Raw genomic sequence first — 14,109 nt, 5'->3', positions numbered from 1 at the left:
CTTCTTCAGGAAGCCGCGCGCGGCCTCGGCGCTCTTGGTGCGCCGTACCTCCAGATAGACCCAACGGCTGGCCCGGTCGATGGCGACGAACAGATAGCCCCTCGAGGCCTGGTCCGCCATCTGCGGCAGGTACTTCACGTCGACATGCACAAAGCCCGGCACGTAGTCCTTGAATGGCTTGTGCGCCGGTTCCTCGGGTTCCCCGTCGCGTTCCCGCTGCAGGGCCCGCACGTCAGCCACGCCGTGCCGGCGCAGGCAGCGCGCCAGCGCTGCCCGGCTCAGCTCCGGGTTCAGGAACTCGCGCGCCACGATCAGCAGGTCGTCCAGCGACAGCAGGGCCATTTCCCGAACCTGGACCACGATCGCTTCCTGCTCCGGTGTCAGGGTCGTGTGCAGCCGCTTGGGGCAATGAGAGTGGTCCTCCACGTCCCGGCGGTAGCGCCACTTGCGCACGGTCATGCGGGTAATGCCGTAGCGCCGGGCCAGCTCGGGGTCGCTCACGCCAGGCGGTGCCTCCTGCAGCTCTCGCCGGATCTGAGGGGTGGTGCGCGCGTTCGAATGGATCGTGCTCGCCATGCTATCCCTCCTGCGTGGGGTCGTCGCACACGATACTCAGCCACTCCCGGCCACGAAACAGGGGTGCCTTCTCGTGCGGTATAGAATCAGCCGTTACCCAACACCTAGACAGACCGCATCAGACCGTCAAGAAATCATGGGTGTCCTCTTCTTCCCTTTTTTGTAGCGCCCCCTCGATCCCGTCATTCGTCAAGCGGGCCATAATGCTCTCGCACTAACAAACTCTCATCGCGCGACAGGCTCAAACCGCAACCTGGACAGGCAACTACCACAGGCCAACTATCATCCCCCTCCGTCTCTTCCGCATCCACAAACCCCACTAAGCAATACGCAGAACCACAGATCCTGCATGAACTTTCAATTAAATTCCCTTTAAATTCTTTTCGAAGTTCCGCCCTTAACGAGCTCGCGGCCTCTGCCTCACGCTCATCCGCCCCTTGTATCCAACCATCGCTATCTGTTGGCTCTGGAAAATCCACCTCACGAAATAACACCACCGCCCTAACTGTTTTCAAAGCATCGATCTCTACAGAACGGCCCACGTTTCCCCTTAATCGACAGACCTTCTTGGCCACATCCAATTCCCTCGAAACATCTCTTCCCAAAAACGCCGACAAGTCGATATCGCTCGAGTCAGACAAGAATTCCGACAGCAACGGGATAGCCACTGCCGCTATGAGATATTCGTACTCCTCCCTTTTACTTAGATCACCTCCGTAATGCACTATATCGTTTCGAACGGCCTGCAGACGCTTTATCTCCGTTTTCCAATCATTTAGCCTCGGATAGAGATCCATAACACGATCAAACGAATCCGCAAACGTAATCGTCCTGTCGATATCGAACTCTTCAATATCCATATCGGCCCCCTGAGGATGCTGTTTGAACGCATCCCGCAAAAGGCGTTTAAGGGTTTTATAATCTAGCCTCCTATTGTCCGCGATCAGGATCCGATGTATTTTCTCTAGTTCGGCCTTAAATATAAGCTCAACAGAATTATGAAGAGACGTCACTGCGAGCGCGTACCTCCGACCAGCAACCAACCAGATCGCGCCATCGACCGCCTCCAAAGCGTTTTTTATTAATTGAGAGGAACTTTCTTCTGCTTTTCTCCACTCACGGTCCCTTTCCATGATATGTTCGATATACTTTGCCACCACTGCTCCTTCCTACTGGGTATCACGGCGTCAAATCTTGTCGTTCTCTCCGCTGCACGTTCCCAGCCGGGAAATTGACAAGGTTTGACCCCATAGCTCGACTACATTTTATTGGTCAACGCGCCTTCCCCGAAGCCTGGCGCGGCCAGCCCAGACCGTCAAGAAGATCATGGGTGCGCTATTCTTTGCCCCCGCTCATCGTCGTCCGAGCGCATTTATTGCTTCTTTCAATAAACCCGCTAGAGAATCAGATGTTACATCTCGTTCATTTTTTTCATCTTCGGTATCATGACCGAAAAACTTACCCGTAAGGTCTGCCTTGATTTCCATTCTTTTATCTTCTGGTAACGTCTCCAAATAAGCGTCAATACTGGCAAGTTCAAGCTCGGCTTGGCGATTCTTATTTTCCCGCGTGCGGTGCCGCGATGACTCTCGCGCTGCATACGCGGCTGGAACGATCAAGCTAAGAGCCGCCCCAAGGCGGAAAAGAGCGAGCCATGGATCGAATCCATTTTCAACAGACACGAACAACGTTGCTAAAACAACCACCACCATCCCAAGAAAACAGGCGAGAGCAATTATGCGCAGACGGTCTGCCGACTTCTTCTCGCGTGATGCGGCACCTTTGAAATTCCCTGTCAGACCAATATTTCCAATCAGACTCACTATTCGTTCCGCTTCACTTTTCTTTTCCGACAATCCAGTCAGCGTCTCATCCGCGGATTTTTTGATAGATAATAGCTCCTCATCCGCTGCGCTCTGAATTTTCTCTGCTTGGGACTCGAATTCGGTCGATCGCTCGGCCTGCTCGGCCGCGAATTGCGCTTCCAGTTCTTGCATTTTTGAATTTAACGTCGACTGCAAAGTACCGAGTTTTGTGTTTTGTTCTTCATATTTCGCGTCTAGTTCGTGAACATTTGATTCAGCCCGCTCTACCCGCTCCCTAACGTCATTTGCCTTTTCACGAAGTGAGGCGATTACTTCTTCAGCAAGAGATTTGAAACTTACCGCGTCTTCGGCTTTTACGGATGGGTCGGGCTGCTCCAACGAGATCACAGCGGCCGCGTGACTTATCGCTGTGTCAATGTGGTTCGACGCATTAGCCAAGTGCGCTTGATTGTCGTTACTATGAAACTGATTGATTTCGCCCAGGCTGGCTTGCACGGATTTTTGGATCTGGTCGAGACGGTTTTTTGGAGTCAAACTCGGGCTAGCGATGTCTAGTCTGGATTGAATAAATGCGGTAGCTTGTCGTAGCCGGTCAAGGTTATCCACCGCGTCTTCAGTAAGATCCTGGTCACCTTTCGTCTGCAGTGCTGCATCTAGCTGCGATAGAGCGGTATGAACGCCATGATTCTCAAATTGATTCTCGCGAGCCGCCATATTCTACGATCTCCCTAGATTAGAAGTGATTGCTCGCAACATCTCGGGGTCAGACCTGACCTATTGCCAGCCAAAACGAGATCATAAAAAAGGGCGCCACATGGCGCCCTTTTCTGTTGCTGAGTGCCATCTCCCTGGCTCCGTTCCATCGGGTCAGCTTCGCCGCCTCAATCCCAGCTCAACGCCCCACCCGTCTGATACTCGGTAACCCGCGTCTCAAAGAAGTTCTTCTCCTTCTTCAGATCGAGCACTTCGCTCATCCACGGGAACGGGTTGTCGGCCCCCGGGTACAGCTCGGCCAGGCCGATCTGCGCGCAGCGGCGGTTGGCGATGAAGTGCAGGTATTCCTCGAACATCTGCGCGTTCATGCCGAGCACGCCACGCGGCATGGTGTCGCGCGCGTACTGCGCCTCCAGCTCCACTGCGTCGCTGATCAGGGTGCGCATCTCGTTCTTGAAGTCTTCGGTCCACAGGTGCGGGTTCTCGACCTTGATCTGGTTGATCACGTCGATGCCGAAGTTCATGTGCATGGACTCGTCGCGCAGGATGTACTGGAACTGCTCGGCCACGCCGGTCATCTTGTTGCGCCGGCCCATGGAGAGGATCTGCACGAAGCCGACGTAGAAGAAGATGCCCTCGAACACCACGTAGAAGGCAATCAGTTCGCGCAGCAGCTTCTGGTCCGCATCCGGGGTGCCGGTGCGGAAGTTCGGGTCCGCCAGGTGCTTGGTGAACGGCAGGGCCCACTCGGCCTTGGTGGCCACGGAAGGCACCTCGCGGTACATGTTGAAGATCTCGCCTTCGTCCAGGCCCAGCGACTCCACGCAGTACTGGTAGGCGTGGGTGTGCAGCGCCTCCTCGAAGGCCTGGCGCAGCAGGTACTGGCGGCACTCGGGGTTGGTGATGTGGCGGTACACGGCCAGCACCAGGTTGTTCGCCACCAGCGAGTCGGCGGTGGAGAAGAAGCCCAGGTTGCGCTTGACGATGGTGCGCTCGTCCTCGGTCAGACCATTCGGGTCCTTCCACAGGGCGATGTCCGCGTTCATGTTGATTTCCTGCGGCATCCAGTGGTTGGCGCAGCCATCCAGGTACTTCTGCCAGGCCCACTTGTACTTGAAGGGCACGAGCTGGTTGAGGTCCGCGTGGCAGTTGATGATCTTCTTGTCATCCACGCGGATGCGCTCGGCACCCATCTCGATGTCTTCCAGACCGGTGCCGGTCAGGGCCTCTTCGTTCGGCTCGGCCAGCGGCTGGCCGGCGTTCTCCGGCTCCGGCGAGACGCTCGGTGCGGCGCCGGCGGTGCTCATCAGGGCTTCGTTCTCCTGAAAGCCCATGCCCGGGCGTACGGCGGGCTCTTGCTGGCCTTCGCCCTTGATGGCTGCGATCGGATCGTCCCAGGAAAGCATAGTGTCCCCTCTTCTTTCGGTGGCGGCCCGGCGCGGTGGCCGGGCCTTTGTTCAATGAGTCGTGTCAGTGCGTCGTTCGGTGTCGGTGCGTGCCCGCGCGGGGCCTGCCTTACTGGCAGGCCTCGCAGTCCGGGTCGAGGATGGAGCACGCCTTGGGCGCCTCGGGCTCGGACGCCTGCTGGCCGCCGGAGACGGCGTTCAGCTTGTTGGCGCGCGAGGAGTCGGCCACGGTGCTCTTTTCCACGTGGGTCGCGCCCATGGAGCGCAGGTAGTAGGTCGTCTTCAACCCGCGCACCCAGGCCAGCTTGTACAGGGCGTCCAGCTTGGGCCCGGAGGGCTCGGCCATGTACAGGTTCAGGCTCTGCGCCTGGTCGATCCACTTCTGTCGGCGCGAGGCGGCCTCGACCAGCCAGCGGGTGTCCAGCTCGAACGCGGTGGCGTACAGGGCCTTGATGTCCTCCGGCACGCGGTCCAGCGGCTGCACCGAGCCGTCGTAGTACTTGAGGTCGTTGACCATCACCTCGTCCCACAGCTCGCGGTCTTTCAGGTCGCGCACCAGGTACGGGTTGATCACGGTGAACTCGCCCGACAGGTTCGATTTGACGAACAGGTTCTGGTAGGTCGGCTCGATCGACTGGCTGACCCCGCAGATGTTGGAGATGGTCGCGGTCGGGGCGATCGCCATGGTGTTGGAGTTGCGCATGCCGATCTTCTTCACCCGCTTGCGCAGGGTGTCCCAGTCCAGGCGCTGGGTGGTGTCCATCTGCAGGTACTCGCCGCGCGAGTCGGCCAGCTTCTTCACCGAGTCGATCGGCAGGATGCCCTGGCTCCACAGGCTGCCGGGGAAGCTCTCGTAGCGCCCGCGCTCCTCGGCCAGGTCGGTCGAGGCCTTGATCGCGTAGTAGGACACCGCCTCCATGGAGGTATCGGCGAACTCCACGGCGCCCTCGGACGCATACGGCATGCGCAGCTTGTACAGCGCATCCTGGAAACCCATGATCCCCAGCCCCACCGGGCGGTGGCGCAGGTTGGAGCGCCGCGCCTGCGGCACGGAGTAGTAGTTGTAGTCGATCACGTTGTCGAGCATGCGCATGGCCGTGTTCACGGTCTGCTCGAGCTTGTCCTGATCCAGCTCGCCGGCCTCGTTCACGTGCGCGGCCAGGTTGATCGAGCCCAGGTTGCACACCGCGATCTCGTCATCCGAGGTGTTCAGGGTGATCTCGGTGCACAGGTTCGAGCTGTGGACCACGCCGGTGTGTTGCTGCGGGCTGCGCAGGTTGCACGGGTCCTTGAAGGTCATCCACGGATGGCCGGTCTCGAACAGCATGCCGAGCATCTTCCGCCACAGGTCCACGGCCTTCATGGTCTTGTGCACGCGCAGCTCGCCGCGCGCGGCCTTCTCTTCGTATTCGCAGTAGCGCTTCTCGAAGTCAGTGCCGACCAGGTCGTGCAGGTCCGGGGTCTCGTTCGGGGAGAACAGGGTCCAGTCGCCGTCCTCGGCCACGCGCTTCATGAACAGGTCCGGGATCCAGTTGGCGCTGTTCATGTCGTGGGTGCGGCGGCGGTCGTCGCCGGTGTTCTTGCGCAGCTCGATGAACTCCTCGACATCGATGTGCCAGGTCTCGAGGTAGGCGCACACGGCCCCCTTGCGCTTGCCGCCCTGGTTCACCGCCACCGCGGTGTCGTTGGCGACCTTGAGGAACGGGACCACGCCCTGCGACTTGCCGTTGGTGCCCTTGATGTGGGCGCCCATGCCGCGCACGCGGGTCCAGTCGTTGCCGAGCCCGCCGGCAAACTTGGACAGCAGCGCGTTGTCGCGGATGGCGCTGTAGATGCCGTCGAGGTCGTCCGGGACGCTGGTCAGGTAACAGCTGGAGAGCTGCGGACGCAGGGTGCCGGAGTTGAACAGGGTCGGCGTGGAGCTCATGAAGTCGAACGAGCTCAGCAGGTTGTAGAACTCGATCGCGCGCGCCTCGCGGTCGATCTCGTTGATCGCCAGGCCCATCGCCACGCGCATGAAGAACGCCTGCGGCAGCTCGAAGCGCGTGCCGTCCGAGTGGATGAAGTAGCGGTCATACAGGGTCTGCAGGCCCAGGTAGGTGAACTGCAGGTCGCGCTCGGGCTTGAGCGCGGCGCCCAGGCGCTCGAGGTCGTAGCGGGTCAGCTCGCTGTCGACCAGCTCCAGCTCGGCGGCGCGCTTGATGTAGGCGCCGAAGTACTCGCCGTAACGCTCGGCCAGCTGCGCCTGGGTGGCCTCTTCCGGACGGTCGTGCACGAAGCTCAGGGCCTCGCGGCGCAGCGCGTCCATCAGCAACCGCGCGGTAACCTCGGAGTAGTTCGGCTCCTTCTCGATCATCACGCGCGCGGCCATCACCAGCGCGGTGGAGACGTCCTTCTCGGCCACGCCGTCGAACAGGTTGCGGCGGGCCTCGGTCAGGATCTTCTCGCCGTCCACCTGGTCGATGCCGGCGCAGGCCTCGGCGACCACCGCCTGCAGACGCTCCTCGTCCAGCGGGGCCTGGGTGCCGTCGGCACGGGTCACGTTCAGGGTGGCGGCCGCTTCCTGCTCTTCCGGGGACTGCTCGGCGGCTTCGGCGGCGCGCTTTTGCGCCTGCTGCTCGCGGTAGATCACGTAGGCCCGCGCGACCTTGTGGTGGCCGCCGCGCATCAGGGCCAGTTCCACCTGGTCCTGGATATCCTCGATGTGGACGGTCATGCCCTGGGTGCCGGCGCGGCGGAACAGGCTGTCCACCACCTGCCCGGCGACTTCCTTCGACACCTCGTGGATGCGGCGGCTGGCCGCGGCATTGCCGCCCTCCACCGCGAGGAAGGCCTTGGTCACCGCGACCTCGATCTTGGAGGCATCGAAGCCGGTCACCTTGCCATTGCGGCGAATCACCTGGTGCTGGCCCGGGCTGGTCGCCAGGACCTCGGCCGACGGTTCGGCCTGCGGCGGGTACTGGGTGCCCTCGTGGGCTTCGGCGGTGTAGGGTTCGCTGTTCATGACGGCCTCGCGGGTGGTGTTGGATCGAACGTGAAGTACTATAGATCGGGGATCCGAAACTGCATAGCCACTAGATATAGTGGTTCGCGAAAGAACAAGCCGCGCACAACCCGTGGGCAAGCTGTGGATAAAAACGGCGATTCCCCGTCCTGCCGCCATTCCCGAAGAGCCGCCCGGGTTATCCACCAAACGCTGATGTAGTGACTGCCCGGGCGCTCATGCGGGCGGCGCGATCATGAAAATGTTTTATCGTCCGCGATTACTGGAACCAGATCCGCGTCCGGTCCACGGCGGCGTTCCCGCGACACCCGTGACCTCGTTGGACAAAGCCGCCCGGCGTCCCAATAATCCCCGCCATATCGATCCCCGATCCGGACGCCCCGCCGCGTGCGGGCCGTCCAGGGGCCTGTCGGGTTTGGCCGATCGTCGCGAGCGTAGCGGGAGAGCGAGGCCCTTTTTTCGGTCTTTCGAGGCGCATAGTGGGGCTATGTAACGAGAAAGAGCGGAGAAAGGGACCGCTCTCCCGCACGCGCAGCAGATCCGTCCCAAAGTCGACAGGCTCCTGGGGATCCCGCCACCCGATAGACGGAACCCGGGCGCCGCCCGACGATCCGGTATCGTGTGCATGACACGCAGGGCCGGCCACGCCGCCACTGCCACCGAATTCAACGTTGCGAGACGGAGAGCGCCATGAGCGACGCCAAGAAGTCCAAGAAGGACAAAAAGAAGAACGAATCCGGCAAGGCCCAGACCGAGACCCCGAAGATGGCCAGCGCCACCGGGTCCGTGCAGGCCGCCACCGGGGCCGTCCAGCTGGGCGGCGACAGCGAATCCAAGCCGAAAAAGGGCGGCAGCGAGAAGGAACCGCGCCACTGCCCGCTGCTGATCCTGGGCTCCGGCCCGGCCGGCTGGACCGCCGCGGTCTACGCCGCGCGCGCCAACCTGAACCCGGTCGTGATCACCGGGCTGGAACAGGGCGGCCAGCTGATGACCACCACCGACGTGGACAACTGGCCGGGCGACAACGAGGGCGTGCAGGGCCCCGAACTGATGCAGCGCATGCAGAAGCACGCCGAGCGCTTCGACACCGAGGTGATCTTCGACCACATCCACACGGTGCAGCTGAAGGACAAGCCCTACCGCCTGATCGGCGACTCCGGGGAGTACACCTGTGATGCCCTGATCATCTGCACCGGGGCCTCCGCCCAGTACCTGGGGCTGGAGTCCGAGACCACCTTCGCCGGCAAGGGCGTGTCCGCCTGCGCCACCTGCGACGGCTTCTTCTACCGCAACCAGAAGGTCGCGGTGATCGGCGGCGGCAACACCGCGGTCGAGGAGGCGCTGTACCTGTCGAACATCGCCTCCGAGGTGACCCTGGTACACCGACGCGATTCGCTGCGCGCGGAGAAGATCCTGCAGGACAAGCTATTCGAGAAGGAGAAGAACGGCAACGTCACCATCGAGTGGAACCACAACCTGGACGAGATCCTGGGTGACGAGACCGGCGTGACCGGCATGCGCATCAAGCACGCCCAGAGCGGCGAGACCAAGGATGTCGAACTGATGGGCGTGTTCATCGCCATCGGCCACAAGCCGAACACCGACATCTTCCAGGGCCAGCTGGACATGGAAGGCGGCTATATCAAGGTGCAAAGCGGGCTGAACGGCAATGCCACCGCGACCTCCGTGCCGGGCGTGTTCGCCGCCGGCGACGTGATGGATCACGTGTACCGCCAGGCGGTGACCTCCGCCGGCACCGGCTGCATGGCCGCACTGGACGCGGAGAAGTACCTGGACAAGCTCGGTTGATCGCGTGAGCGCCGAGGGCGATACCCAGGCACCGCACCCGCCGGAGGACGACTCGGGCGCCACCACCGAGCGCGTCGAGCTGCGCGACGGCCTGGCCGAGGTGGACCCGGCCGCCTGGGATGCCCTGACTGGCGGCACCGAGCCGTTCCTGCGCCATGCCTTCCTGGAAGGCCTGGAGCGCCACGAGTGTCTGGGCCGGCAGTTCGGCTGGTTCCCGCAGCATGTGCTGATCTTCCGCGACGACCAGCTCGTCGCGGCGGCACCCGCCTATGCCAAGACCAACAACTACGGCGAGTTCGTGTTCGACTTCGCCTGGGAAGGCGCGTGGAACCGCCACGGGCTCAACTACTACCCCAAGCTGGTCGTCTCCGTCCCCTACACCCCCGCCACCGGGCCGCGCCTGCTGGTGCACCCGGAGGCGCCGGACTTCGATCACCTGCGCACCCTGCTCGTGCGTGCCCTTGCCACCCACGGGCGCGAGCTGAACGCCTCCGGCGTGAACATCCTGTTCCCCAATGCCGACGACCTGGACGTGACCCGCGAGCTGGGCCTGGCCGAGCGCATGGGCTGCCAGTACCACTGGACCAATGCCCCGAACGGGGGCTACGCGGACTTCGACGCCTTCCTCGGCGCGCTCAGCTCGAAGAAGCGCAAGAACATCAAGCGCGAACGCCGCCGCGTGCAGGAGGCCGGGATCGTCTTTCGCACCCTGACGGGCGCGACCGGCGAGGCCGAGGACTGGGCGCGCTTTCACCGCTTCTACGTCGACACCTTCGAGAAGCACATGGGCATCCCGACGCTGTCGGAGGCCTTCTTCGTGGAGACGGCAGCGGCGCTGGGCGATCAGGTGGTGCTGTTCGAGGCCCGGCGACCCGGCGCGGTGGGCGACGACGAGACCATCGCCGCCGCCCTTTGCTATCGCAGCCACGACACCCTTTACGGGCGCTTCTGGGGCTGCACCGAGGAGCTGGCCGACCTGCACTTCGAGACCTGCTACTACCAGGGCATCGAATTCTGCATCCGCGAAGGCCTGACCCGCTTCGAGCCCGGCGCCCAGGGCGAACACAAGATCCCGCGCGGCTTCCTGCCCACGCCCACGTACTCCGCCCACATGATCCTGACCGAGGGCTTCGACCAGCCGGTGCGCGACTTCTGCGAACGCGAGGCCCAGATGATGCAGGCCCACTGCGAACGCCTGCACGAACACTCGCCCTACCGGCAGGTCCAACCCGACGATGAACCCGACCGCTGACCGCTCCCCACACCCGTCCGCCGGTGCCCGCGCGCAGACGAACACCCACCCGACCCGCGCGCTACCCACCACCGCGCCCCCACCCCCCGTAGGAGCCTGCTCGCAGGCGAAGCCCCTGCCCGCCCGGGTCTCCGCCACAGGCCGTTCGCCTGCGAGCAGGCTCCTACAATGCCGCCGGGGCACCCAGATCCATCATCCCAACCGCAGCGCCCCACCCCGTCATCCCGGACGCAGCGCAGCGAAGAGCCGCGATCTCCAGACCTCACCGATACCCCTGCGCTCGACCCTCTGGCCGCGCACAAAGAACCCGGATCGCCCTGTAGGAGCGGGCTCGCCCGCGAAGCCCCTGCCCGCGAGGGGCTCCGCCACAGGCCGTTCACCTGCAAGCAGGCTCCTACAAGACGCGTGCCGCCAGTCTCAGGTCTTGCACGGGGGTGCCGCATGAACGGCGGGCCGCAGATCACCCTGCCCTGGCTGGACCCGGAGCATCCGGAGGCGCCGTTCCCGGACCCGGCCCATGCCCTGGTCGAGCCGAACGGCCTGCTGGCCGCCGGGGGCGATCTCTCCGTGCCGCGCCTGCTCAACGCCTACCGTTCCGGCATCTTCCCCTGGTTCGAGGCCGGGCAGCCGATCCTGTGGTGGAGCCCGGACCCGCGCGCGGTGCTGGAGCCGGGTCACTTCCGCCTGCACCGCAGCCTGAAGAAGGCGATCCGCAACCGTGGCTACACGGTCAGCTTTGATCGCGCCTTCGAGGCCGTGATCGAGGCCTGCGCCGCGCCGCGCGACTACGCCGACGGAACCTGGATCACCGCCAGCATGCAGCAGGCCTACATCGCCCTGCACCGCACGGGGCACGCACACTCGGTGGAGGTCTGGGATGGCCCGCGCCTGATCGGCGGGCTCTATGGCGTGGCCGTGGGGCGGCTGTTCTGCGGCGAGTCCATGTTCTCGCGCGAGCGCGACGCATCCAAGATCGCGCTCGCCTGGCTCAGCCGCCACCTGGTCGCCTGGGGCTGGCCGCTGGTGGACGTGCAGATGGAGACCGCCCATCTTCTCAACCTGGGGGCCGTGACCCTGCCCCGCCACGAGTTCATCGCCCGCATCCGCGACATCGCAAACGAACCCGTCGAACCCGGCCCATGGCGCACCGACCCGACCCTGAGCCCCCTCGACCCTGGCTGGAACACCCCCTCGTAACGCGACCCCGGACGCCCCGGTAGGAGCCTGCTGGCAGGCGAATGCCCCTGCCAAAGTCGGACGCGGGCAGGGGCTTCGCCTGCAAGCAGGCTCCTTGTGTCTTGCGGTTCACGGATCGCTACCATGAACCGTATTGGGCTCGGGTAACCCGTCAGGCTCCTGAGGTCACGAACCTGTTCTGTAGATTGGCCCCCGAGTCCTTTCTCATCTCGAAGTTTGAACGGTATCCAAGACCCCCCTCCGTGACGGACGGGTGAGGCTGTACGGACAAGGCGAGAGGACGAGATGGCTCATATTGGCATTGATGTTAGCAAGAACAAGCTCGACTGCATGTGGGTCCGGGACCTGGCAGCGGGCAAGGTGAAGCCGAAGGTGTTCCCGAACCGTCGGGACCAGTATCCGGAGATGCTGCGCTGGCTCGAGCGCAACACCGGCGAGGCCCCCGAGGGGCTCCATGTGTATCTGGAGGCCACCGGCATCTACCACGAGCCGCTGGCGTACTGGCTTCATGATCAGGGGGTGCAGGTCCACGTGCTGAACCCGGCCCAGGTGCGTTCGCATGCCAAGGGCATGGGGGTGCGCAACAAGACCGACCGCAAGGACAGCATGATGCTGGCCCGCTACGGCATCGAACGCGCACCACGGCGCTGGCAGCCCGAACCGCCGGAGGTGCGGGAACTCAAGCGCCTGCTCAGCCGCCTGGGGGCTCTGGAACAGGACATGCGGCGCGAAGAGAACCGCCTGGAGAAGGCGCGTTTCAGCGAGGACACCCTAGCCCAGGCGTCGATCGACAACGTCCTGCAGGCCCTGCGTGAGGAACACCGTCGGCTCCAGCAGCAGATCGACGATCACTTCGACGCTCATCACCACCTGAAGCGGGATCGGGCCTTGCTGGAGAGCATCCCCGGCATCGGCCGAGTGCTGTCGGCCTCGATGACCGCAGCGCTGCGCAGCCGCGCGTTCACGAGCGCTCGACAAGCGGCGGCGTTCCATGGGCTGGCGCCGGTCCTGGAAGAATCGGGGGCCACGGTCCGGCGGCCCTCACGGTTGGCAAAGATCGGTTCCAGCCGACTGCGCAAGGCGCTCTACATGGCGGCGGTGGTGGCGACCCGGTACAACCCGGACGTGCGACACCAACATCAACGTCTGCTGACACGCGGCAAGGCCAAGATGTCGGCAATCGGGGCGGCCATGCGCAAACTCCTGCACATCGCCTTCGGTGTGCTCAAATCCCAAACCCCGTATCAAGCCCGCCATGAAACCCCTTGCACCCCGTAGGGCAAGACGGTATCTACAATTGGCGCTTTTACGCTGGATTCGGTGGTCCCGGACGGAGATCGCCACGGCGCTGCGCGCCTCGCGATGACAGCGTGTCGGCGTGCCGGTACCGCCCATCCCCGCCCCGTCACTGCGAGGAGGCAAAGCCGACGTGGCAGTCGCTCAGGGATTGCCCCAACGCCGGGGATCCCGGGAAGATCGCGTCGCGGTGCTCGCGATAACGGGCAAGGCATCCCGTCACTGCGAGGTGCCACAGGGGCCGCAGCAACCTCCCCAACCGGGCCCGGCGCATGGCGCACCCTTGGCCCCCGTTGCAGGTGCTTTATACTCGCGGGGCATTGGGGAACCGGGCGGGAGATTCGGGTGAAGGGGACAGGATCAGGGAAGACGCGGCGGACACTCGTCGCCATCATGCGCATGGGGCTGCTGCTGGCGCTGGCGGCGATCACCACCGGCTGCGCCGCGCTGGCCCCCTCCCCGCCCGAGGACCAGAGCAACATCTGCGAGATCTTCCGCGAGCAGCCGCGCTGGTACGACCACGCGCGCGATTCCGAACGGGAATGGGGCACGCCCATCGCCACGCAGATGTCGTTCATCCAGCAGGAGTCGTCGTTCCGCAGTCACGTCCGCCCGGACCGTGAACGCCTGCTGGGCATTATCCCGTGGAGTCGGCCGTCTTCCGCGCGCGGCTACGCCCAGGCGCAGGACCCGGTCTGGGGCGAATACCGGGAGGATGCCGGCAGTCGCTTCGCGCGGCGCACGCACATGAAACACGCCACCGACTTCATCGGCTGGTACAACGACCGCACCCGGCGCATGACCGGCGTGCCGCTGTACAACGCGGAACACCTCTACCTCGCCTACCACGAGGGCCAGGGCGGCTACAGCCGCGGCAGCTACCAGAACAAGCCGCAGGTGCGGGCCGCGGCGCGCCAGGTCGCCCAGCGAGCGGACCGCTACGAGTCCCAGCTGGCGAGCTGCGAATCCGAGTTCCGCTGCCGCCGCTTCTATCAGATCTGGCCCTTCTGCCGAGGGTAGCCCGGTCGA

General features: G+C 63.7%; 9 protein-coding genes and 1 pseudogene. 5 read left to right on the top strand and 5 right to left on the bottom strand.

The features are described 5' to 3' along the window. From F572_RS0105950 to F572_RS0105940, 5 genes and pseudogenes are all read right to left on the bottom strand, one after another. Positions 1–576 (bottom strand): annotated as a pseudogene (locus F572_RS0105950) (IS481 family transposase); the annotation flags it as partial. Between the two features lie 182 nt (positions 577–758). Beyond that, the gene (locus F572_RS15650; RefSeq protein WP_155983845.1) at positions 759–1,733 is read right to left on the bottom strand and encodes a hypothetical protein; all 975 of its coding nucleotides are present in this window, start codon (positions 1,731–1,733) and stop codon (positions 759–761) included. A gap of 195 nt (positions 1,734–1,928) precedes the next feature. Continuing rightward, entirely contained in the window at positions 1,929–3,116 is a 1,188-nt protein-coding gene (locus F572_RS15645) for a hypothetical protein (protein ID WP_155984568.1), read from the bottom strand. Positions 3,117–3,283: 167 nt separating this feature from the next. Then, complete coding sequence (locus tag F572_RS0105945; RefSeq protein WP_017941743.1) at positions 3,284–4,522, bottom strand: ribonucleotide-diphosphate reductase subunit beta; 1,239 nt, start codon at positions 4,520–4,522, stop codon at positions 3,284–3,286. Between the two features lie 109 nt (positions 4,523–4,631). After that, the gene (locus F572_RS0105940; protein ID WP_017941742.1) at positions 4,632–7,526 is read right to left on the bottom strand and encodes a ribonucleoside-diphosphate reductase subunit alpha; all 2,895 of its coding nucleotides are present in this window, start codon (positions 7,524–7,526) and stop codon (positions 4,632–4,634) included. Between the two features lie 690 nt (positions 7,527–8,216). Between F572_RS0105940 and trxB the strand changes: the two genes are divergently transcribed. The 5 genes from trxB to F572_RS0105915 all read left to right on the top strand — a co-directional run bounded on the left by trxB (position 8,217) and on the right by F572_RS0105915 (position 14,100). Beyond that, a complete protein-coding gene (gene trxB, locus F572_RS0105935) occupies positions 8,217–9,335 on the top strand; it encodes a thioredoxin-disulfide reductase (RefSeq protein WP_017941741.1) in 1,119 nt (372 codons plus the stop codon). Positions 9,336–9,339: 4 nt separating this feature from the next. Beyond that, positions 9,340–10,587: a GNAT family N-acetyltransferase gene (locus F572_RS0105930; RefSeq protein WP_017941740.1), complete on the top strand. Its 1,248-nt coding sequence runs from the start codon at positions 9,340–9,342 to the stop codon at positions 10,585–10,587. A gap of 441 nt (positions 10,588–11,028) precedes the next feature. Further along, entirely contained in the window at positions 11,029–11,784 is a 756-nt protein-coding gene (aat, locus tag F572_RS0105925) for a leucyl/phenylalanyl-tRNA--protein transferase (RefSeq protein ID WP_017941739.1), read from the top strand. Between the two features lie 285 nt (positions 11,785–12,069). Further along, positions 12,070–13,062 carry an IS110 family transposase gene (locus F572_RS0105920; RefSeq protein WP_018158417.1) on the top strand — a complete coding sequence of 331 codons (993 nt, stop codon included), beginning with the start codon at positions 12,070–12,072 and terminating at the stop codon, positions 13,060–13,062. A gap of 411 nt (positions 13,063–13,473) precedes the next feature. After that, the gene (locus tag F572_RS0105915; RefSeq protein WP_017941737.1) at positions 13,474–14,100 is read left to right on the top strand and encodes a hypothetical protein; all 627 of its coding nucleotides are present in this window, start codon (positions 13,474–13,476) and stop codon (positions 14,098–14,100) included. Positions 14,101–14,109 lie beyond the last annotated feature (9 nt).

Source organism: Thioalkalivibrio sp. ALE14, assembly GCF_000376845.1.
Classification (GTDB): Bacteria; Pseudomonadota; Gammaproteobacteria; order Ectothiorhodospirales; family Ectothiorhodospiraceae; genus Thioalkalivibrio.
The sequence above is the reverse complement of the archived record's forward strand: the minus strand, read 5'-3'. Positions and strand labels throughout refer to the sequence as shown.